This window comes from Enterobacter cloacae complex sp. IR5412, assembly GCF_049237385.1.
GTDB lineage: Bacteria > Pseudomonadota > Gammaproteobacteria > Enterobacterales > Enterobacteriaceae > Enterobacter > Enterobacter intestinihominis.
This window is the reverse complement of sequence record NZ_JBMKHQ010000003.1, coordinates 427,344-447,489: the sequence shown is the minus strand read 5'-3', so window position 1 is coordinate 447,489 and position 20,146 is coordinate 427,344. Positions and strand designations below refer to the sequence as shown.

General features: G+C 56.7%; 21 protein-coding genes. 12 read left to right on the top strand and 9 right to left on the bottom strand.

The features are described 5' to 3' along the window. Positions 1-13 precede the first annotated feature (13 nt). On the bottom strand, positions 14-649 hold the full coding sequence (locus ACOTX2_RS08350; RefSeq protein WP_063147359.1) for a helix-turn-helix domain-containing protein: 636 nt from the start codon (positions 647-649) through the stop codon (positions 14-16). A gap of 203 nt (positions 650-852) precedes the next feature. On the opposite strand from ACOTX2_RS08350, the gene ACOTX2_RS08345 reads away from it, so the two are divergent. Continuing rightward, positions 853-2,829: an alkyl/aryl-sulfatase gene (locus ACOTX2_RS08345; RefSeq protein ID WP_022648033.1), complete on the top strand. Its 1,977-nt coding sequence runs from the start codon at positions 853-855 to the stop codon at positions 2,827-2,829. 53 nt (positions 2,830-2,882) lie between these two features. Here ACOTX2_RS08345 and ACOTX2_RS08340 read toward each other — a convergent pair whose 3' ends face one another. Together ACOTX2_RS08340 and ACOTX2_RS08335 are read right to left on the bottom strand one after the other, a co-directional pair. Beyond that, a complete protein-coding gene (locus ACOTX2_RS08340) occupies positions 2,883-3,635 on the bottom strand; it encodes a hypothetical protein (protein ID WP_022648034.1) in 753 nt (250 codons plus the stop codon). A 1-nt stretch (position 3,636) separates the two neighbouring features. Next, a complete protein-coding gene (locus ACOTX2_RS08335; RefSeq protein WP_022648035.1) occupies positions 3,637-3,834 on the bottom strand; it encodes a hypothetical protein in 198 nt (65 codons plus the stop codon). Positions 3,835-4,092: 258 nt separating this feature from the next. Here ACOTX2_RS08335 and ACOTX2_RS08330 point away from each other — a divergent pair, with 258 nt between their 5' ends. The 8 genes from ACOTX2_RS08330 to ACOTX2_RS08295 are packed head-to-tail and all read left to right on the top strand — an operon-like array spanning position 4,093 to position 9,973. Next, positions 4,093-4,527 carry a nuclear transport factor 2 family protein gene (locus tag ACOTX2_RS08330; protein WP_022648036.1) on the top strand — a complete coding sequence of 145 codons (435 nt, stop codon included), beginning with the start codon at positions 4,093-4,095 and terminating at the stop codon, positions 4,525-4,527. Beyond that, a complete protein-coding gene (locus ACOTX2_RS08325; RefSeq protein WP_063147358.1) occupies positions 4,524-5,243 on the top strand; it encodes an SDR family NAD(P)-dependent oxidoreductase in 720 nt (239 codons plus the stop codon). The genes ACOTX2_RS08330 and ACOTX2_RS08325 overlap by 4 nt, the downstream gene beginning before the upstream one ends. Next, positions 5,240-6,499 (top strand): NAD(P)/FAD-dependent oxidoreductase, encoded by a 1,260-nt coding sequence (locus tag ACOTX2_RS08320; RefSeq protein ID WP_058646695.1) that lies wholly within the window; start codon positions 5,240-5,242, stop codon positions 6,497-6,499. The genes ACOTX2_RS08325 and ACOTX2_RS08320 overlap by 4 nt, the downstream gene beginning before the upstream one ends. A 1-nt stretch (position 6,500) precedes the next feature. Beyond that, the gene (locus tag ACOTX2_RS08315) at positions 6,501-7,223 is read left to right on the top strand and encodes a DUF1365 domain-containing protein (protein ID WP_023306144.1); all 723 of its coding nucleotides are present in this window, start codon (positions 6,501-6,503) and stop codon (positions 7,221-7,223) included. Then, a complete protein-coding gene (locus tag ACOTX2_RS08310) occupies positions 7,220-8,440 on the top strand; it encodes an SAM-dependent methyltransferase (RefSeq protein ID WP_063147357.1) in 1,221 nt (406 codons plus the stop codon). Before ACOTX2_RS08315 ends, ACOTX2_RS08310 begins: the two co-directional genes overlap by 4 nt. Further along, the gene (locus ACOTX2_RS08305; RefSeq protein ID WP_023300043.1) at positions 8,437-8,922 is read left to right on the top strand and encodes a DUF2878 domain-containing protein; all 486 of its coding nucleotides are present in this window, start codon (positions 8,437-8,439) and stop codon (positions 8,920-8,922) included. The genes ACOTX2_RS08310 and ACOTX2_RS08305 overlap by 4 nt, the downstream gene beginning before the upstream one ends. Then, positions 8,919-9,443, top strand: a complete 525-nt coding sequence (locus ACOTX2_RS08300) for a hypothetical protein (protein ID WP_023306146.1) — start codon at positions 8,919-8,921, stop codon at positions 9,441-9,443. The genes ACOTX2_RS08305 and ACOTX2_RS08300 overlap by 4 nt, the downstream gene beginning before the upstream one ends. Beyond that, on the top strand, positions 9,440-9,973 hold the full coding sequence (locus ACOTX2_RS08295) for a DUF3833 domain-containing protein (protein ID WP_023300045.1): 534 nt from the start codon (positions 9,440-9,442) through the stop codon (positions 9,971-9,973). Before ACOTX2_RS08300 ends, ACOTX2_RS08295 begins: the two co-directional genes overlap by 4 nt. Here the strand turns inward: ACOTX2_RS08295 and ACOTX2_RS08290 are convergent. Both ACOTX2_RS08290 and ACOTX2_RS08285 read right to left on the bottom strand, forming a co-directional pair. Continuing rightward, positions 9,970-10,428, bottom strand: a complete 459-nt coding sequence (locus tag ACOTX2_RS08290) for a DMT family transporter (protein ID WP_022648044.1) — start codon at positions 10,426-10,428, stop codon at positions 9,970-9,972. The genes ACOTX2_RS08295 and ACOTX2_RS08290 overlap by 4 nt on opposite strands. 4 nt (positions 10,429-10,432) lie before the next feature. Further along, positions 10,433-10,867 carry a DMT family transporter gene (locus tag ACOTX2_RS08285; RefSeq protein ID WP_003857304.1) on the bottom strand — a complete coding sequence of 145 codons (435 nt, stop codon included), beginning with the start codon at positions 10,865-10,867 and terminating at the stop codon, positions 10,433-10,435. A gap of 98 nt (positions 10,868-10,965) precedes the next feature. Between ACOTX2_RS08285 and ACOTX2_RS08280 the strand changes: the two genes are divergently transcribed. Then, positions 10,966-11,898, top strand: a complete 933-nt coding sequence (locus tag ACOTX2_RS08280; protein WP_032624303.1) for a LysR family transcriptional regulator — start codon at positions 10,966-10,968, stop codon at positions 11,896-11,898. A gap of 3 nt (positions 11,899-11,901) precedes the next feature. On the opposite strand, the gene ACOTX2_RS08275 is transcribed toward ACOTX2_RS08280, so the two are convergent. Together ACOTX2_RS08275 and ACOTX2_RS08270 are read right to left on the bottom strand one after the other, a co-directional pair. Beyond that, positions 11,902-12,930, bottom strand: a complete 1,029-nt coding sequence (locus ACOTX2_RS08275) for a methionine synthase (RefSeq protein WP_003857302.1) — start codon at positions 12,928-12,930, stop codon at positions 11,902-11,904. A 26-nt stretch (positions 12,931-12,956) separates the two neighbouring features. Then, positions 12,957-13,931, bottom strand: coding sequence for a DUF1852 domain-containing protein (locus tag ACOTX2_RS08270; RefSeq protein ID WP_063147385.1), 975 nt, complete (start codon positions 13,929-13,931; stop codon positions 12,957-12,959). Between the two features lie 168 nt (positions 13,932-14,099). Between ACOTX2_RS08270 and ACOTX2_RS08265 the strand changes: the two genes are divergently transcribed. Beyond that, the gene (locus tag ACOTX2_RS08265; protein ID WP_022648048.1) at positions 14,100-14,639 is read left to right on the top strand and encodes a DUF2058 domain-containing protein; all 540 of its coding nucleotides are present in this window, start codon (positions 14,100-14,102) and stop codon (positions 14,637-14,639) included. Between the two features lie 7 nt (positions 14,640-14,646). Here the strand turns inward: ACOTX2_RS08265 and ACOTX2_RS08260 are convergent, their stop codons facing one another. Continuing rightward, positions 14,647-15,333, bottom strand: a complete 687-nt coding sequence (locus ACOTX2_RS08260) for an RluA family pseudouridine synthase (protein WP_063147356.1) — start codon at positions 15,331-15,333, stop codon at positions 14,647-14,649. A gap of 89 nt (positions 15,334-15,422) precedes the next feature. Next, on the bottom strand, positions 15,423-16,028 hold the full coding sequence (azoR, locus tag ACOTX2_RS08255) for an FMN-dependent NADH-azoreductase (RefSeq protein ID WP_022648050.1): 606 nt from the start codon (positions 16,026-16,028) through the stop codon (positions 15,423-15,425). 203 nt (positions 16,029-16,231) lie between these two features. On the opposite strand from azoR, the gene hrpA reads away from it, so the two are divergent. Next, on the top strand, positions 16,232-20,134 hold the full coding sequence (hrpA, locus tag ACOTX2_RS08250; protein WP_063147355.1) for an ATP-dependent RNA helicase HrpA: 3,903 nt from the start codon (positions 16,232-16,234) through the stop codon (positions 20,132-20,134). Positions 20,135-20,146 lie beyond the last annotated feature (12 nt).

The following is a 20,146-nucleotide window of genomic DNA, read 5'->3' as shown; positions in this document are numbered from 1 at the left end:
TCAGGGGCGTAATTTAATACGCCTCCGGCAGCGGACGGTCTATCGACACCAGCTTTCCGCGCTTCATGGTGATATAGCCCCCGGCTTTAAGATCCGCCAGCACGCGAAAGACATGCGTTCGCGACAGGTTAGTGCGCTTGATGATAAACAGCGCCAGACCCTCATTCTCTCCCGTGTGGGTTTCCTGCCGATAAAGATAGCGATAGAGCATGGGTTTAATGGTCTGGTAGCTGGTGACCTGCCTGCGTTCGTTATGCAGGTCGATGGTGAATATCGACATATAGGTCAGTATGGTGGCCAGCGCCTGCATGCGCTCAGGCCCACCCTGGAAAAATATCTGGTCGAAGGCGGCCCAGGATATTCTCACCAGTTTCACCCTGGCACTGCTGCGATATTCATACTTCGCGAGTGGACAATACCTTTCCATTAACCCGATCGGCATATACTCAATAGTATTGCCAATATTCAGCCCATCATCAGGCATTAATATCGTCAGCGACCCTTCAGTACAGAAATAAATATAGCCAGGTTCAACGGTGAGTTTTTTATTTGCGGCAACGGTTAAGACCTCGCCTTCACAAAGCATTTGCGGAAAAAATTGCCCAATATTGAGTTGCTGATAATAGGTATGGATATCCTGAAAATTCACGCTAAGCCTCTCCCCGCAACGTCTGCTATGGTAGCGAGTATAGCAGCAATAGCCCACGGATTACGAATCGATAAATAACCAGTCCCATATGGGACTATGAAGGGAAGGTATTCTGGTTAGAATGGTCCTCAATGAGTTCGCATTAAAATTATCCGCCACAATTAAATATCGCTGGCGGCGCAATTAATCTATGAGGCCATTTAATGAAATTAACGATAATCGCTAAACATCTGGCGCTGGCCGGTGTGTTGACGTCGCTGTCGCTTTCCGCGTTTGCGGAAGTACAGCCGCAGGATGCCACTCCTACAACCCAGCAGGCTAATAACGCCCTGTATAACAAATTACCGTTTGCCGATAAAACCGACTTTGAAAATGCCCATAAAGGCTTTATCGCCCCGCTGCCGCAAAACATGATCAAAGGCGAGCAGGGGAACGTTATCTGGAACCCGGCGAAATATGATTTCGTCAAAGAGGGTGAAAAAGCCCCGGATACGGTTAACCCGAGCCTGTGGCGTCAGTCACAGCTGATCAACATTGGCGGGCTGTTTAAGGTCACCGACGGCGTGTATCAGATCCGTAATCTCGATCTCTCCAACATGACCATCATTGAGGGCGAGAAGGGCATTACCGTTATCGACCCGCTGTTAAGCGCTGAACCGGCGAAAGAAGCGCTGGATCTCTACTATGCAAACCGCGGCAAGAAACCGGTCGTCGCTGTGGTGATCACCCACAGCCACGTTGACCACTATGGCGGCCTGCGCGGCGTGGTTGACGAAGCTGACGTCAAGTCTGGCAAAGTGAAAATCTACGCGCCGGATGGCTTTATGAAAGAGGCGGTTTCCGAAAACATTATGGCCGGAAACGCGATGAGCCGCCGTGCGAGCTATATGTACGGCAACCTGCTGAAGCCGGATGCAAAAGGCCAGGTGGGTGCAGGCCTTGGCACCACCACCTCTGCGGGTACTGTCACCCTCATCCCGCCGACCGACTACATTACCCATACCGGTCAGGAAGAAGTGATCGACGGCTTGACCTACGACTTTATGATGGCGCCGGGTTCAGAAGCTCCGTCGGAGATGCTGTGGTACGTCAAAGAGAAGAAAATGATCGAGGCCGCAGAGGACGTGACCCATACTCTGCACAACACCTACTCCCTGCGCGGCGCGAAAATCCGCGACCCGCTGGCCTGGTCTAAGTACATTAACGCCGCCATTGAGCGCTGGGGCGCAGACGCGGAAGTGATTATTGCGCAGCACCACTGGCCGACCTGGGGTAACGAGAATATCGTCAAGCTGATGAAAGGCCAGCGCGATATGTACCGCTACATCAACGACCAGACCCTGCGTATGGCCAACAAAGGCCTGACTCGCGATGAGATCGCCGCAGAATTTAAGCTGCCGGAATCGCTCGAGAAACAGTGGGCAAGCCGCGGTTACTACGGCTCCGTTAGCCACGACGTCAAAGCCACTTACGTGTTTTATCTCGGCTGGTTCGACGGCAACCCGGCAACCCTCGACGAGCTGCCGCCTGAACAGGCTGCGAAGAAGTTCGTGCAGTACATGGGCGGCGCTGATGCCATCATGCAGAAAGCCAAAGCGGATTATCAGCAGGGTAATTACCGTTGGGTTGCTCAGGTGGTCAGCAAAGTGGTCTTTGCCGATCCTAACAACCAGGCTGCCCGTAATCTGGAAGCCGACGCGCTTGAGCAGTTAGGTTACCAGGCGGAGGCGGGCACCTGGCGTAACTTCTACCTGACCGGCGCGCAAGAACTGCGTAATGGCGTGAAGAAGCTGCCGACGCCGAACACCGCCAGCCCGGATACCGTGCGGGCGATGACCCCGGAAATGTTCTTCGACTACCTGGGTGTGCACATCAATGGGGTGCGGGCCGGTAACGCGAAGGCGGTCTTCAATGTCGATCTCGGTAAGGATGGCGGAAAATACAAGCTGGAGCTGGAAAACGGCGTGCTGAACCATACCGCCAACGCGCAGGCGAAGGATGCCGACGCAACTATCGCGCTTGACCGCACCACGCTGAACAACATCATCCTTAAGAAAGAGACGCTGAAGCAGGCGATGGATAAAGGTGACGTGAAGGTGAGTGGAAACGGGGCGAAGCTGGAAGAGATGCTGAGCTACATGGACAAATTTGACTTCTGGTTCAATATCGTAACGCCATAAGTTCAGGTTTCGTCCACATAATCCTGGCGCCTTAGAAATAAGGCGCCATTTTTTTATTCACGCATCGCCAGCGCGCTGGCACTTGCCGGATCGAACAGTGAAATACTCTCGATCTGATCAAGCATGATCACCTTACGGAAATCCATAGCGCTTTTTGGCTCTGAGTCGAGCGTAACCTCATGCTCGGCGTACCATTTGCTGTAGTTGTGCTCAATACACAGCTGCATGTTCTCCCCGTCGCGGTAGCCGCTCAGCATCGGGATAAGCACGATATTGGCGGTTTTTTCATACTCCAGCGTGGCGGTATGGATCATGCCAATATAAATCCGCCGCGACTTCAGCGTGACGTGCGCAAGTTCACCTTCCTCCATGCACTGATAGAGCAGTTGTTCAATCCCGCTCGATTGCGCCAGCCGCTTGTAGAGCTTTTTCCGGCCTTCGCCGTCCAGCCGCGCGCTGCCGGCCCAGTTAGAACGATAGAGACAAAACAGGATCGCAAAGGCCAGCATCACCACGACCGGAGCCTGAATCCCTAAAAAGCTCCAGTTCATAAAATCAATTTGCCAGTCGGCGTATTTTGCGGACGTGAAATGGAACGTGTTGTCGGCGGCGGAGAGGGCGAACAACAGCAGCCAGAGCAGGCCGGTGGCGATCACGCCCTGTAAAACGAAAATGCAGCCATACAGCGCCACAAGGAAATAGACATCCCAGCCGAATGAACGCTTAATTTTGAACCGGGTTGAGAGATCGCGGCTGGTGTACCAGTAGCCGCATACCATCAATACCATGAATATTGCCGTTCCCATTTCAGGCCCTCTTCAGCGCGTTGACATGGCGCAGAAAGTCCTGCCGAACCTCGTTACTTTTGTAGTTAACCGAGGCGTTTCCATCCTGATCGATGATGATGCGGTCGCCATCCTCTACGGCTTCGATAATTTCCTGGTGACTCATAACCTGCAACAAGGATTCCGGGCTGGAAAAGAGCGCCATCAGTAAATTTTTCATCGCGTGACATCCTTATGAATTAAAAGGATAAGTCTGGAAGATAAATGGCACCTTTGCCTTAAGGTTATCCCTAAAAAATAACGGCACGGCGGTGAGAATCTGCTTTTGACTCAAATTGGCACCTCAGGGAAAGTTTTTAAAATACTGAATTAAAAGAGGTATAAAAAATATATCTGCACAAACTTGGACAAATAACGATAATTGTGTAAGTTTTAATTATGCGATTTCGCTACGTTGTTTACAGCCAGGATGTGACCCATGAGCACGTTGCCGTCCGTCATCAGTCGATTCGTTGATTATTACGCCACGCTGGATACCCAGCCACCTTCGGCGCTGGCAAAGATTTATCGCGCCGATGCCACGCTTATCGATCCCTTTGGCGAACACAGCGGGTTGTTCGCGATTCAGCGCTATTTCACTCACCTGCTGGCTAACGTCCAGCGGTGCCGCTTTACCGTCGATGCACCGTTGCAGCAGGGCGATCGCTTTGTTGTTACCTGGATGATGCACTGGTCGCACCCGCGTATTGCCCGGGGGGCAATGCGCCAGCTGCCGGGCTGCTCTGTGGTAGACATGCGCGACGATCGCATAGTTCGCCAGCGGGATTACTACGATGCCGGAGAGATGATTTACGAACATCTTCCGGTGCTCGGCTGGGCCGTACGCGGCGTGAAGCGGAGAGTGAAATCATGAAAACGGTTCTGATCACCGGCGCAAGCTCGGGCATAGGGGCCGGGCTGGCGAAATCTTTTGCCGACGATGGTTACCGGGTGATTGCCTGCGGGCGCGATGCGAAACGTCTGGCAGCTGTGCATCAGCACAGCCCCAACATTACGGTGCGCCTGTTCGATATGACAGACAGGGACGCCTGTCGCCAGGCGCTGGCGGACTGTGCTGCCGACACGGTGATTCTTTGCGCCGGAACCTGCGAGTATCTCGATCGCGGCGAGGTGGATGCCGCGTTGGTGGCGCGGGTCATGACCACCAATTTCATGGGGCCGGTAAACTGCCTTGCGGCGTTGCAGCCGCAGCTGATATCCGGCAACCGCGTGGTGCTGATCAGTTCGATGGCGCACTGGCTTCACTTCCCGCGAGCCGAAGCCTATGGCGCCTCTAAAGCGGCGTTAACCTGGTTTGCCGACACGCTGCGCCTCGACTGGGAGCCGAAAGGGATCGCCGTCACGGTCGTTTCACCTGGTTTTGTCGACACGCCGCTGACCCGAAAAAATGATTTCCCGATGCCGGGCCGGGTCAGCGTGGAGGACGCCGTCCATGCCATTCGTCGCGGTCTGGCAAAAGGGAAGGATCATATCGCGTTTCCCGCCGGGTTTAGCCTGGCGCTGCGCCTGCTCTCCGGTCTGCCCGATAAACTTCAGCGCGCACTGCTGCGCAGGATGGTGCGACCATGAAGATCGCGATTATCGGCAGCGGTATCGCCGGGTTAACCTGTGCCTGGCGGCTCGCCGGACATCATCAGGTCACGCTGTTTGAAGCGCAGGCCACGCCGGGCGGTCATACCGCAACGGTGGATGTCGACACGCCGCAGGGCAACTTTGCCATCGACACCGGTTTTATTGTCTACAACGACCGCACCTATCCGCGCTTCATGGGGCTGCTGAGCGAACTGGGCATCAGCGGGCAAAAAACGCAGATGAGTTTTTCGGTGCATAACCCGCAGAGCGGGCTGGAGTACAACGGCCACACGCTGACGTCGCTGTTCGCCCAGCGTCGTAATCTGTTAAACCCTGCCTTCTGGACGCTGCTGAAGGAGATCGTGCGCTTTAACCGGCTGGCGAAACAGACGCTCCGGGGTGACGTCAGCGAGTCCGCCACGCTGGAGACGTTCCTGCACCAGCACCGCTTCACGCCTTTTTTTGCGCGTCACTACATTCTGCCAATGGGGGCGGCTATCTGGTCATCCTCGCTACAGGAGATGAAACGCTTTCCGCTGCCGCTCTTTTTACGCTTTTTTGAAAACCACGGTCTGCTGGACATTACCCATCGTCCGCAGTGGTACGTGGTGCCGGGCGGCTCCCGGGAGTACATCCGCGCGATGATGGACAAGCTTGGCAATCGCCTGACGCTGCACCTCAATGCGCCGGTGCAGCAGGTTATTCGCCACGATCGCGGGGTTGATATAACGCGTGAGGGCGTAACAGACAACTTTGATCAGGTGATCTTCGCCTGCCACTCCGCTCAGGCGCTGGCGATGCTCGCCAGCCCTACGCAGGCTGAACGTGAGGTGCTGGGTGATATCGGCTGGCAGCGTAACGAGGTGGTGCTTCACAGCGATCCGCGCTGGCTGCCGGTGCGCAAGCGCGCGTGGGCGAGCTGGAACTACCGCCTCAGCGAGCAGGATCGGGCCAGCGCCTGTGTCACCTACAACATGAATATCTTGCAGGGACTGCCGCCGGGTAGCCCGCTGTTTTGCGTCACCCTCAACCCGGAAACGCCGGTGGAAGAACGCTATGTGCTGCGCCGCTTTGTCTATGAGCATCCGCTTTTTAACCCGCAAAGCTGGCAAGCCCAGGCCCGGCGTGGCGAAATAAACGGTCGCCAGCGGAGCTGGTTCTGCGGCGCGTACTGGTACAACGGCTTCCACGAAGATGGGGTACGCAGTGCGCTGGATGTGGTAAACGCTATCGCGGCCGGGGAGGGCAACTGAGATGAACAGCTGCCTTTACCACGGCACATTGCGCCATCGCCGTCTTTCGCCAAAAGCGCACCACTTTACCTACAGCGTCTTTATGGCCTGGCTCGATCTCGATGAGCTGGACGCGCTGCCCTCCGTCGGTGTGCGCCGTAACCGCGTTGCGCCCGCGGCATTTTATGATGCGGACTACCCGCTGGGCACCCCGCTCAAAGAGTGCGTCCTTGAGCGTCTGGAAAATCTGACCGGCGAACGCCCGGCGGGGCGGGTCATGCTTCTAACCCAACTGCGTTATTTCGGCTTTCATTTTAACCCAGTCAATTTTTACTACTGCTATGACGGGGAAGACACCCTGCGCTGGGTTCTCGCCGAAGTCCGCAACACGCCGTGGAATGAACGACACTACTACGCGGTAGCGGGGCGGGACGCCCCGCCGACGGAAAAAGCGTTTCACGTCTCGCCCTTTAATCCGATGGACATGGTCTACCACTGGCGCTTCAACAGTCCGGCCAGCACGCTGCGCATGCATATCGAAAACCATCAGGAGACGAAGGTGTTTGATGCCACTCTGACGCTGCGCCGGGAGCCGCTGACGCGCGCAGCGCTGCGGTCGCTGCTGGCGCGGATCCCGTTGATGACCCTCAAAACCGTTTTCGCCATTTACTGGCAGGCGCTCAGGCTGTGGCTGAAGCGCGTGCCGCTGCATAACCATCCCCTAAGCAGGAGTGAACGCTCATGACCGATCCCGTCTTTGCGCTTGAACCCGATATCCCGCGCAACGTCCGCGTCGCGCGATGGCTGCTTTTTCGCCTGCTGAACGGGCTGCGCGGCGGCTCGCTGACGCTGCGTGAAGGCGCGCAGACATTCCAGTTCGGCGACGCCTCCGCCGCGCTTCACGCTGAGGTGCAGGTACTCGCTCCGGGCGTCTACTGGCGCATTCTAACCGGGGGCAGCCTCGCCGCGGCACAAGCGTGGATAGATGGCGACTGGGAGACGGCCCACCTGACGCCGCTGCTGGAGCTGATAGCGCGCAATAGCCAGATCCTCGGGCAACTGGAAAAAGGGTTTCGCCTGCTCGGGAAACCGGTAGAGCGGCTACGGCACTGGATGCGGCGCAACTCCCGCGCGCAGGCACGGGAAAATATTGCCGCCCATTACGATTTGGGCAACGCCTTTTACGCCCATTTCCTTGATGAACAACTCCTTTACTCCAGCGCGCTGTTTACCGGGGAAGAGCAGGATCTGGCAGCGGCTCAGCAGGCAAAAATGGCCAGGCTGTGCGACCAACTGGCGCTCACCGCAAACGATCATCTGCTGGAGATTGGCACCGGCTGGGGGGCGATGGCGGAATATGTCGCCCGTCATTACGGCTGCCGGGTGACCACCACCACGCTGTCTCAGGAGCAGTACCACTGGGCCACCGCGCGGATCGCCCGGGCAGGGTTGCAGGATCGCGTTGAGGTGCTGCTCTGTGACTACCGCGATCTGACCGGAGTGTACGATAAGCTGGTGTCGGTTGAGATGATTGAAGCCGTCGGCCAACGCTACCTGCCAACGTTTTTCCGCACCTGCCAGGCGCGTCTGCGTCCGGGCGGGCGGATGGCGATTCAGGCCATCACCATTCAGGATCAGCGCTATCGCGACTACAGCAAAAGCGTCGATTTTATTCAGCGCTACATCTTCCCCGGCGGCTTTTTGCCCAGCATCACCGCCATGAATGAACTGATGACCCGCCATACCGATTTTGTCGTGCGTAACCTCTTCGATATGGGGCCGGACTACGCCCGCACGCTGGCGCACTGGCGTCAGCGCTTCGTTCACGCCTGGCAGGAGATTGAAAAGCTCGGATTTGATGACCGTTTCCGTAGGATGTGGCTGTACTACCTCGGCTACTGTGAAGCCGGGTTTAACGCCCGCACCATCAGCGTGGTGCAACTGACTGCGGAACGCGTATGAAGCGCTACGGGCAGGTCTTTCTGCTGGCCATCGGGTTTGATCTCTACTGGACGCTGGTGGTGCTGTTTCGCGAGCAGGGGCTGGTCATCTGGATCGCGCTGGCGCTGATTGCCTGGCTGTTGTTACCGCCATCACACCGGGTATACGCCCTTGTGCTGGCGGCGTCGGGCGCGATGCTGGACGCCCTCTGGGCGCTGACGGGGTTGATTTCATTCACTGGCACGTCTCTGATGCCGCTATGGATGGTGGCGCTGTGGCTGATGTTTGCCACCGTCTGGACGCAACTGACCCGCACGACCACCTTGCCGGGCTGGCTGCTGACGGCGCTGGCGACCCTGGGCGGGCCGCTGGCCTACCTGTTTGGCGAGCGTTTGGGGGCCATCACGTTCCTGGAGCCGACTTTTATCGTCGTCAGCTGGATGATCCCGGGCTGGCTGGTGCTGATGCTGTTTTTCCACCTGCTGATGGGGAGACAACAATGAGACATCTGTTACTCGCGCTCGCGCTAACCGTTATGGCCTGTAACGCGCAGGCGACTGACTGGCTGAGCTGGCGCAAGGTAGGCGATGCCACCCTCACCTGGGGGCTGTTTACCGTTTATACCTCTCAGCTGCTGACGCCCGACGGCAGATATACAGGAACAAACAGCGATAACGCGCTGATTATCACCTATGCCCGGGATATCGATGGCGACGACCTGGTCGAGGCGACCCGCGACCAGTGGCAGGCGCAGGGCATTTTGCAGCAGGAGCCGCAGAGTGAAGCCTGGCTGCGGATGCTAAAAGCGCTCTGGCCCGACGTCACGCCCGGCACGCAGCTCGCGTTTGTGGTTAATAACGGTCAGGGGCAATTCTGGTATCGCCCCACGGCGTCGCAGAAAAAATTTACGCCCCTCGGGCCGCGCCAGTCGGCAGCGTTTAGCTCGCGCTTTCTGGCGATCTGGCTCGATCCCCGCACCGAGTATCCTGAACTGCGTCAGCAGTTAATCGGAGGACCACAATGAAACGATTCCTGTTAATGGCGCTTACACTGACAATGCTGGTGGCCGGGTGCAGCACAGAAGTGACCGAGTATCGTCAGCAGCAGCCAAGGCTTGATATTTTCCACTACTTCCAGGGCAAAACCGAGGCGTGGGGGATGGTGCAGGACCGCAGCGGTAAGCAGATCCGCCGTTTTCACGTCGAGATCGCCGGAGATGTTATCGGCGATACGCTGACGCTGAACGAGCATTTTGTCTATGACGACGGCGAGAAGCAAAAGCGCGTCTGGCATATCCGCCGCATTGGCCACGATCGTTACGAAGGCACGGCGGGTGACATAGAAGGTGTCGCGACAGGTCAGGTTTCGGGCAACGCCCTTAACTGGCGCTACAGCATGAACGTGAAGGCGGACGGCAAAACCTGGCTGCTGCACTTTGATGACTGGATGTATTTGCAGGACAGCACCCGCCTATTCAATAAAACCGAGATGAAGAAATTTGGCGTCACCGTCGCCACGGTGACGCTGTTCTTTACCCGCAAAGAGGGCGGTTAATCCTCTTCGGGCTGAGGTTTACTGCTTGAGTAGATGAAGAAGAGCGCGATACTCAGGCAGACCACGGCCCCGAAACGGCTCGCTGAAAACGGAATGGCTTCATTGTTCAGCCAGCCAAAGTTATCAATCAGCATGCTCATGGCCAGCTGACCCAGGATCACCGCTACCGTGGCAACGGCGGTGCCGATACGCTGCACCGCGAGCACCATAATTACTATATAGGGCACGCCGCACAGGGCGCCCAGAAGCTGCCACTTGGGCACATCCATCAGGCTGACCGCCTGTTTCGGCTCAAAAAAGAAAATGAGCAGGGCGGTTACCAGCGCGCCGACGGAAAAGGTCAGAAACGCGCTTTTGAATACCCCCACGCTGCTGCCTAATTGCCCGTTAATGGCAGCCTGAATGCTCAGCGTCGCGCCGCCAATCACCGCCAGAATAATCATAATCACTGTCATAACGTTACCCCTGCGCCACGAGAATGAGCGCGGCGATGATAAATCCCAGCGCAATAATGCGTTTTGTATCAATCCTGCGGTGCGGCGTACCCAGCAGGCCATAGTGGTCAATAATCAGGCTTTTAAAGACCTGGCCTGCCAGAATGCCGATCATCGTCATGGCAATACCGATCGCTGGCGTGGCAATGGTGAGAATGATGACGTAGACCGGGCCGAGCACGCCGCCCAGCAGGTGCCATGACGGCTGCGCAAAAAATGAGGGACTGTTGCGGGGGCTGAAAAACAGCATCAGCAGAAACGTCAGCCCGGTTCCCACGCTAAATATGCTGAACGCCGCCCACAGGTCGCCCACCTCCGCGCCCAGCGGCCCCAGCAGCCCGGCTTCCACGGACAACCCCATGCCGCCGGCAATCACCAGTAAAATTAAAATAATGTGCATAACGCTTTTTCTCCTTTTTCCAGGCGGAGAAGATTACGTCTGAACATCATTGAGAAAAATGCCATAATGCAGGAAACACCTGTGCAGGAAATGCATTAATGATGGATGCCGGACATATCAGCGTTCGCGCGCTGCTGATCTTCATCGACGTTTATGAAACGCAGAATTTTTCCGTGGTGGCGAGGCGGGAAGGGATTTCTGCGTCGCAGGTTTCCCGCATGATCCACCAGCTTGAGGATGCCCTCGGGCAACAGCTTTTCTACCGCAACACGCGGGCGATTATGCCCACAGAGAGCGGGCATCTTTTTGTGCGCTATGCCCGGGCGATGGCCGGAAATCTGGAGGATGCGCGACGCGAGCTGGATGAACGCGCCCGCGAGCCGTCGGGCACGCTGCGTATCAATGGCCCGGTCTTTTTCGGACAACGGCACATCGCGCCGGGCCTGCCGGGGCTTCTGGCGCGTTATCCTCGTCTCTCCATTGAACTGACCCTCACCGACGATTTTATCGATCCGCACCGCGACGCCGCGGACGTTATCTTCCGCATCGGCGCGCTGACGGACTCCTCGTTTCACGCCCGGGTGTTCGGTCAGCAGTTCTACCATCTGGCGGCCTCGCCGGACTATCTGCAAAAACATGGCGCACCCGAGGGGCCGGACGATCTCAGCCGTCACCACTGTCTGGTTTACCGCGGCTCGTCCGGGCCTAACCGCTGGCTGATCCGGCAGTCGGGCGAGGCGTGGGTTCACTATCCCATCGTACCGCTGATGACTTCCAATAACGCGGAAACGCTCCTGATTGCGGCGCTGGGCGGCATGGGCGTTGTGCTATTCCCGGACTGGATGGTGAGCGAACGGCTCAAAAGCGGTGAGCTGGTGGCACTGCTGCCGGAAATGGAGTGTTCTATTAATACGGAGCCACTGACGATTGCGGCGATTTACCCGAACGCGCGTCATCCGCCCCTGAACGTCAGGGCGGTGATTGACTACTATATTGAGCGGTTCGGTACGCCACTGTACTGGCAAACCTGAAGGTTAGCGGGCAAGCTCGCGACGGATAATGTCAGCCCCGGCGCTTAATGCCTTCAGCTTACCGTTGGCGACCTGGCGGGAAAGGGGAGCCATGCCGCAGTTGGTGGACGGATAGAGCTTGTCTGCATCAACAAACTGCAACGCCTTGCGCAGCGTATCGGCCACCTCTTCCGGCGTTTCGATGGTCTGGGTGGCGACGTCAATTGCCCCGACCATCACTTTTTTACCGCGGATAAGCTCCAGCAGATCCATCGGCACGCGCGAGTTGTGGCACTCCAGCGAGATGATATCGATCTTTGAGGTCTGCAACTTTGGAAACGCCTCTTCATACTGGCGCCACTCGGAGCCGAGCGTTTTTTTCCAGTCCGTATTGGCTTTGATGCCGTACCCGTAGCAGATATGTACTGCGGTTTCGCATTTCAGCCCTTCAATGGCGCGCTCCAGCGCGGCGATGCCCCAGTCATTCACTTCGTCGAAAAAGACGTTAAAAGCAGGTTCGTCGAACTGAATAATGTCAACACCGGCCGCCTCCAGCTCGCGGGCTTCCTGATTAAGAATTTTTGCGAACTCCCAGGCCAGCTTTTCGCGGCTTTTATAGTGTGCATCGTATAGCGTGTCGATCATGGTCATCGGGCCGGGCAGCGCCCACTTGATCGGCTTATCCGTCAGCTGGCGAAGGTATTTCGCGTCGTCTACAAACACCGGTTTCTGGCGCGCCACCGCGTCTACCACGGTCGGCACGCTCGCATCGTAACGGTTACGGATGCGCACCGTCTGACGATTTTCAAAATCCACGCCGCTGAGATGTTCAATAAAGGTGGTGACGAAATGCTGGCGGGTTTGTTCCCCGTCGCTGACGATATCAATCCCGGCGCGAATCTGTTCATCCAGAGACAAACGCAGCGCATCCTGTTTCCCTGCCAGTAATTCCTCGTCCTGGAGTTTCCACGGCGACCAGAGCGTTTCCGGCTGCGCAAGCCAGGTGGGTTTCGGCAGGCTGCCAGCCGTCGATGTCGGGAGCAATGTTTTCATAAGAAGAACCTTTTATTCGTATTAAATTAAAGCGTGAAGTGATGAGACCACTGCTCAAGAAGGGTTTTATAGGGTTTGATGAACCGCTCTTCGGTATATTTACCCTGTTCAATGGCCAGCCGGCTGCGCTCTTCACGGTCATAGACGATTTTTGTTAATGAGTGATCCTGCTGATTCAGGTCGGGCTGATAGCACTGTCCCGCAGCGGAATTGGCATTGTAAATTTCTGGTCGATAGATCTTCTGGAACGTCTCCATGGTGCTGATGGTGCCGATCAGTTCCAGATTGGTGTAATCACGCAGTAAATCGCCGGTGAAGAAGAAGGCAAATGGCGCGACGCTGTTTTCCGGCATGAAATAGCGAACCTTGAGGCCCATCTTCGCGAAGTACTGTTCCGTTAGCGACTCGCCGTCCGGCTGGTACTCATACCCCAGCACCGGGTGGTGGTTACCGGTACGACGATAGGTGTCTTTGCTGGAGACGCTCAGGCAGATCACCGGCGCTTTTTTAAAGTTCGCCTGATATTCCGCAGAATGAATGAAGCTTTTAAAGATATTGCCGTGCAGCTCGCCAAAATTCTCGGGAAGGGTAAAACGGGGCTGATCTTTATTATGTTCCAGCAGCAGGACGCTGAAATCATAGTCACGAACATAGGATGAGAAGTTATTCCCGACGATGCCTTCGATGCGCTCGTGGGTCTTTTTATCCACAATCGTCGTTTGCAGAATTTCGATGGCCGGGAAAGTAAAATCGCCGCCGATATTCATATCGACTGAAATAATCTCCAGCTCGACGGCATAGCGGTCGGCTTTCGGGTTATCCCAGCTCGCCAGCGCGTTAAAGCGGTTGTTGATCATCACCAGCGTATTGCGCAGGTTCTCCTGACGCTTCTCGCCACGCGCCAGGTTGGCGAAGTTGGTGGTGGTGCGCGTGTTTTCTGACGGGTTATAATTTTCATCAAAGCAACTGCGCTTAAGGGTAAATGTGAAAGCCTGACTCATTTGGTTATGCATCCTAAGTTCATGTTGCCTAAACGTTATCAATGCATAATTTATGCCTGAGCCACTGGCGCAGGGGAAGTGACTTAATTTCACTGCGTCATGAGGGTTCTTCATGAACTGCGCGATTCAGGTATAATCCCCCGACATTTCCAACCGGTTTAAACGATCATGACAAAACTCACCCTACAAGAGCAGATGCTGAAAGCGGGCTTAGTCAGCAGTAAAAAGATGGCGAAGGTTCAGCGCACGGCGAAAAAATCCCGCGTCCAGGCTCGCGAGGCGAGAGAGGCTGTTGAAGAGAACAAGAAAGCCCAGCTGGAGCGTGATAAGCAGCTGAGCGAACAGCAAAAACAGGCGGTGCTGGCAAAAGAGTTCAGGGCGCAGGTGAAGCAGCTGATTGAGATGAACCGCATCACCGTGGCGAAGGGCAACATTACCTTTAACTTTACCGATGGCAGCCTGATCAAAAAAATCGACGTCGATAAGCAGACGCAAACCCAACTGATCAACGGTCGTCTGGCGATTGCCCGACTGGTGATTAACGCGAATGGCGACTGTGATTACGCGATTATCCCGGCGGTGGTGGCGGATAAAATTGCCCAGCGCGATGCGGACAGCATTGTGCTAAACAGCGCGCTGAGTCAGGAAGAGCAGGACGAAGACGATCCGTACGCAGACTTCAAAATCCCTGACGATTTAATGTGGTAAACCTCGTTCAGAATGGCGCGGCGTGACGGGCATTCATGGTCTCGCCGCTCAGCGGATGAATAAAACTCAGAACGCTTGCATGCAGCATCAGCCGGGGCGTTTCTTCCGCCCCCGGCCATTCCAGACCCCCATACAGATCGCACCCCAGAATAGGGTGGCCTAACTGCTGACAGTGAATGCGCAGCTGGTGGGTGCGCCCGGTCTCCGGGGTAAGCTCAACCCGCGTCAACGGCATTGTCGTATCCTGATAAATACGTTCCATCACCCGATAGCGGGAGCGAGCGGGCTTACCGGTGCGGGCACAGATCGTCATCAGCGGAAACAGCGCCGGATCTTTGGCAATCGGGGCATCCACGGTCCCTTCGTCCTGTTCCACATGTCCGCACAACAGGGCGGTGTAAACCTTGGTCACGGCGCGCTGGCTGAACTGGTGGCAAAGCGCGGCGTTAATCGCTTTGTTACGTGCAATGACCATCAGACCCGAAGTGCCAAAATCAAGACGATGCACCAGCGTGCAGCCGGGAAAGCTTTGCACCAGACGGTGGTGGACGGAATCGCGGTTTTGCGGATTTTTCCCGGACAGGCTGAGCAGACCTGAGGGTTTGTTGATCAGCAGCAGATGCTCGTCCTGCCAGAGGATCTCAATGTCGTCGTGACAGGGTGGTGCAATAAACGTATCGATAATGACAGACATCAGGCCGCCGGGCTGGAGAGTGGGTGCGGATGATAACGAAATACGGGGGAAAGAAAAACCCTCCCACCGGGCGGTGAGAGGGGGAAAATTTAGGCTGCGACCAGGCTGTCGATAGCGGCTTTCGCGTCGGTCTGCGCTTTGGTGGCCACTTCCGGGCCGTAAGCGATACCTTCAGCGAACACGAAGTTCACGTCGGTAATGCCGATGAAGCCCAGGAACAACGTCATGTACGGTGCGACCAGATCGGTAGGGGTATCTTTGTGAATACCGCCGCGGCTGGTCAGGACGATAGCGCGTTTACCTTTCACCAGACCTTCCGGGCCGTTCTCGGTGTAACGGAAGGTTACGCCAGCGCGCGCCACCAGGTCGAAGTAGTTCTTCAGCTGCGTAGGAATGTTGAAGTTATACATTGGGGCGTTGATCACGATAACGTCGTGGGCCTGCAACTCAGCAATCAGCTCGTCGGAGAGCGCCAGGGCTTCCTGCTGACGTGGGGTGAGAGGCGCATCGCTCGGACGCAGCGCGCCAACCAGCTCGCCGTCCAGCACAGGAATCGGGTTTGCCGCCAGGTCACGCACGGTGATTTCATCCGCGCTGTGCTGTTCACGCCACTGTTCAACGAAATAGTCAGCCAGCTGACCAGACTGTGAATACCCTGCCAGAATACTGGATTTCAACACTAATACTTTGCTCATGGGAATTTCCTGTTTTGTATTTGATTGAGGGGGTTGCCCCGTTGCTTGTTGACACTTTATTCACAATCCTGCCACAGGGATAGCGCAATATATCGAAGCCTATGTTCGAATTTTTTGAATAAGGCGCGAAAAGCACTGATGTGGTACTCTATAGCAATCATTAAAAAGAGATTTTATCCGGCAGTGCACTGCCCGTTAACGCTATGACAGAACAACAGAAATTATCCTTCCCGGTGCTGATGCAACAGCTTGATTCGCTGATGCTGCGCGATAAACAGCGGTTTGCGCGCCGTCTGCACGGCGTTAAGAAGGTTAAAAATCCTGATGCACAACAGGCCATTTACCAGGAGATGGCCAAAGAGATTGAACAGGCGGCAGGGAAAGTTGTGCTGCGTGAAGCCGCACGCCCGGAGATTACCTATCCGGAAAACCTGCCCGTCAGCCAGAAAAAACAGGACATTCTTGAGGCCGTGCGCGACCACCAGGTGGTGATCGTCGCGGGGGAAACCGGTTCAGGTAAAACCACTCAGCTGCCGAAGATCTGCATGGAATTAGGCCGCGGGGTGAAAGGGTTGATCGGTCACACCCAGCCGCGTCGTCTGGCGGCGCGCACCGTGGCGAACCGTATTGCCGACGAGCTGCAAACGGAGCCGGGCGGCTGCATCGGCTACAAGGTGCGATTCAGCGACCACGTCAGCGATAACACCATGGTTAAGCTGATGACCGACGGTATCCTGCTGGCGGAAATCCAGCAGGATCGTCTGCTGATGCAGTACGACACCATCATCATCGATGAAGCGCACGAGCGCAGCCTGAACATCGACTTCCTGCTCGGCTACCTGAAAGAGCTGCTGCCCCGGCGTCCGGATCTGAAAATCATCATCACCTCCGCGACCATCGACCCGGAGCGCTTCTCAAAACATTTCAATAATGCGCCGATCATTGAAGTCTCAGGCCGAACCTACCCGGTTGAAGTGCGCTATCGCCCGATTGTAGAAGAGGCGGACGATACCGAGCGCGACCAGCTTCAGGCCATCTTCGATGCCGTCGACGAGCTGGGCAACGAGAGTTCTGGCGACATTCTGATCTTCATGAGCGGCGAGCGTGAGATCCGCGATACCGCCGATGCGCTCAGCAAGCGCGATCTGCGCCATACCGAGATCCTGCCGCTGTACGCGCGCCTGTCCAACAGCGAGCAGAACCGCGTGTTCCAGCCGCACAGCGGGCGCCGCATCGTGCTGGCGACCAACGTGGCCGAAACCTCGCTGACCGTACCGGGCATTAAATACGTGATCGACCCGGGTACGGCGCGCATCAGCCGCTACAGCTACCGAACCAAAGTTCAGCGTCTGCCGATCGAGCCGGTTTCGCAGGCGTCAGCTAATCAGCGTAAGGGCCGCTGCGGCCGCGTGTCGGAAGGGATCTGTATTCGTCTCTATTCGGAAGATGATTTCCTGTCGCGCCCGGAGTTTACCGATCCGGAGATCCTGCGAACCAACCTGGCATCCGTTATCCTGCAAATGACCGCGCTGGGGCTGGGCGATATCGCCGCCTTCCCGTTTGTGGAAGCGCCGGATAAGCGCAATATTCAGGACGGGGTGCGGCTGCTGGAAGAGCTGGGGGCCATTACTACCGACGAGCAGGCGACGGCCTACAAGCTAACGCCGTTGGGCCGCCAGCTTAGCCAGCTGCCGGTCGACCCGCGGCTGGCGCGCATGGTGCTGGAGGCGCAAAAACACGGCTGCGTGCGCGAGGCGATGATCATCACCTCGGCGCTCTCCATTCAGGATCCGCGCGAGCGTCCGATGGACAAACAGCAGGCGTCGGATGAAAAACACCGTCGCTTCCACGATAAAGAATCCGATTTCCTCGCATTCGTCAACCTGTGGAACTACCTCGGCGAGCAGCAAAAAGCGCTCTCTTCGAATCAGTTCCGCCGTCAGTGCCGGGTGGATTTCCTCAACTACCTGCGCGTGCGCGAGTGGCAGGATATCTACACCCAACTGCGCCAGGTGGTGAAAGAGCTGGGCATCCCGGTGAACAGTGAACCGGCGGAGTACCGCGAAATTCATATCGCCCTGCTGACCGGCCTGCTGTCTCATATCGGGATGAAGGATGCGGATAAACAGGAATTTACCGGCGCACGCAACGCGCGTTTCTCCATCTTCCCGGGCTCCGGTTTGTTCAAGAAGCCGCCGAAGTGGACCATGGTCGCCGAGCTGGTGGAAACCAGCCGTCTGTGGGGGCGTATCGCCGCGCGTATCGATCCAGAGTGGGTTGAGCCGGTGGCGCAGCACCTGCTGAAACGCTCGTACAGTGAGCCGCACTGGGAGCGCGGGCAGGGCGCGGTGATGGCGACGGAAAAAGTCACCGTTTACGGCCTGCCGGTGGTTGCAGCGCGTAAGGTTAACTACAGCCAGATTGACCCGGCGCTGAGTCGCGAGCTGTTTATCCGCCATGCGCTGGTGGAAGGCGACTGGCAGACGCGCCATGCGTTCTTCCGCGAAAACCTCAAGCTGCGCGCCGAGGTGGAAGAGCTTGAGCACAAGTCCCGCCGTCGCGACATTCTGGTGGACGACGAGACGCTGTTTGAGTTTTACGACCAGCGCATCAGCCACGATGTGATCTCGGCGCGCCATTTCGACAGCTGGTGGAAGAAAGCCAGCAAAGAGACCCCGGACCTGCTCAACTTTGAAAAGAGCATGCTGATCAAAGAGGGCGCGGAGTCGGTCAGCAAGCTCGACTACCCGAACTTCTGGCATCAGGGCAACCTCAAGCTGCGTCTGACCTATCAGTTTGAGCCGGGCGCGGATGCCGATGGCGTGACGGTGCACATTCCGTTGCCGCTGTTAAACCAGGTGGATGAGAGCGGGTTTGAGTGGCAAATTCCCGGCCTGCGCCGCGAACTGGTCATTGCATTAATCAAATCCCTGCCTAAACCAGTGCGGCGCAACTTTGTACCGGCACCGAACTACGCCGAAGCGTTTTTAGGCCGCGTCACGCCGCTGGAACTGCCGCTGCTGGACGCACTGGAGCGTGAGTTCCGACGCATGACCGGGACCACCATTGACCGCGACGACTGGAACTGGGATCAGGTGCCCGATCACCTGAAAATCACATTCCGCGTAGTGGACGATAAAAACAAAAAGCTGCTCGAAGGCCGTTCTCTGACGGAGCTGAAAGAAGCGCTGAAAGGTAAAGTCCAGGAGACGCTCTCTGCGGTGGCCGATGACGGTATTGAGCAGAGCGGGCTGCACATCTGGAGCTTTGGTCAGCTTCCGGAAAGCTATGAGCAGAAGCGCGGGAACTACAAGGTGAAAGCCTGGCCCGCGCTGGTGGATGAGCGCGACAGCGTGGCGATTAAGCTCTTTGACAATCCGCAGGAGCAACAGCAGATGATGTGGCGCGGGCTGCGTCGCCTGCTGCTGCTTAACATCCCGTCGCCGATTAAGTATCTGCACGAGAAGCTGCCGAACAAAGCCAAGCTGGGGCTCTACTTTAACCCGTACGGTAAGGTGCTGGATCTGATCGACGACTGCATCTCCTGCGGTGTGGACAAACTGATCCACGAGGCGGGCGGTCCGGTCTGGACGGAAGAGGGCTTTGCTCAGCTTCATGAAAAGGTGCGCGCGGAGCTGAACGACACCGTGGTGGAGATTGCCAAACAGGTCGAGCAGATCCTCACCGCCGTGTTCAATATCAACAAGCGTCTGAAGGGGCGGGTGGATATGACCATGGCCCTGGGTCTGTCGGACGTGAAGGCGCAGATGGCGGGGCTGGTGTATCGCGGCTTTGTCACCGGCAACGGCTTTAAGCGTCTGGGTGATACGCTGCGTTATTTGCAGGCGATTGAGAAGCGTCTGGAGAAAATGGCGGTCGATCCGCATCGCGATCGAGCGCAGATGCTGAAAGTCGAAAACGTGCAGCAGGCGTGGCAGCAGTGGCTCAACAAACTGCCGCCAGCGCGTCGCGATGACGACGACGTGCGGGAGATCCGCTGGATGATCGAGGAGCTGCGCGTCAGCTTCTTCGCCCAGCAGCTCGGTACGCCGTATCCCATTTCGGATAAGCGTATCTTGCAGGCGATGGAGCAGATCTCCGGCTAAAACCATTGCCCG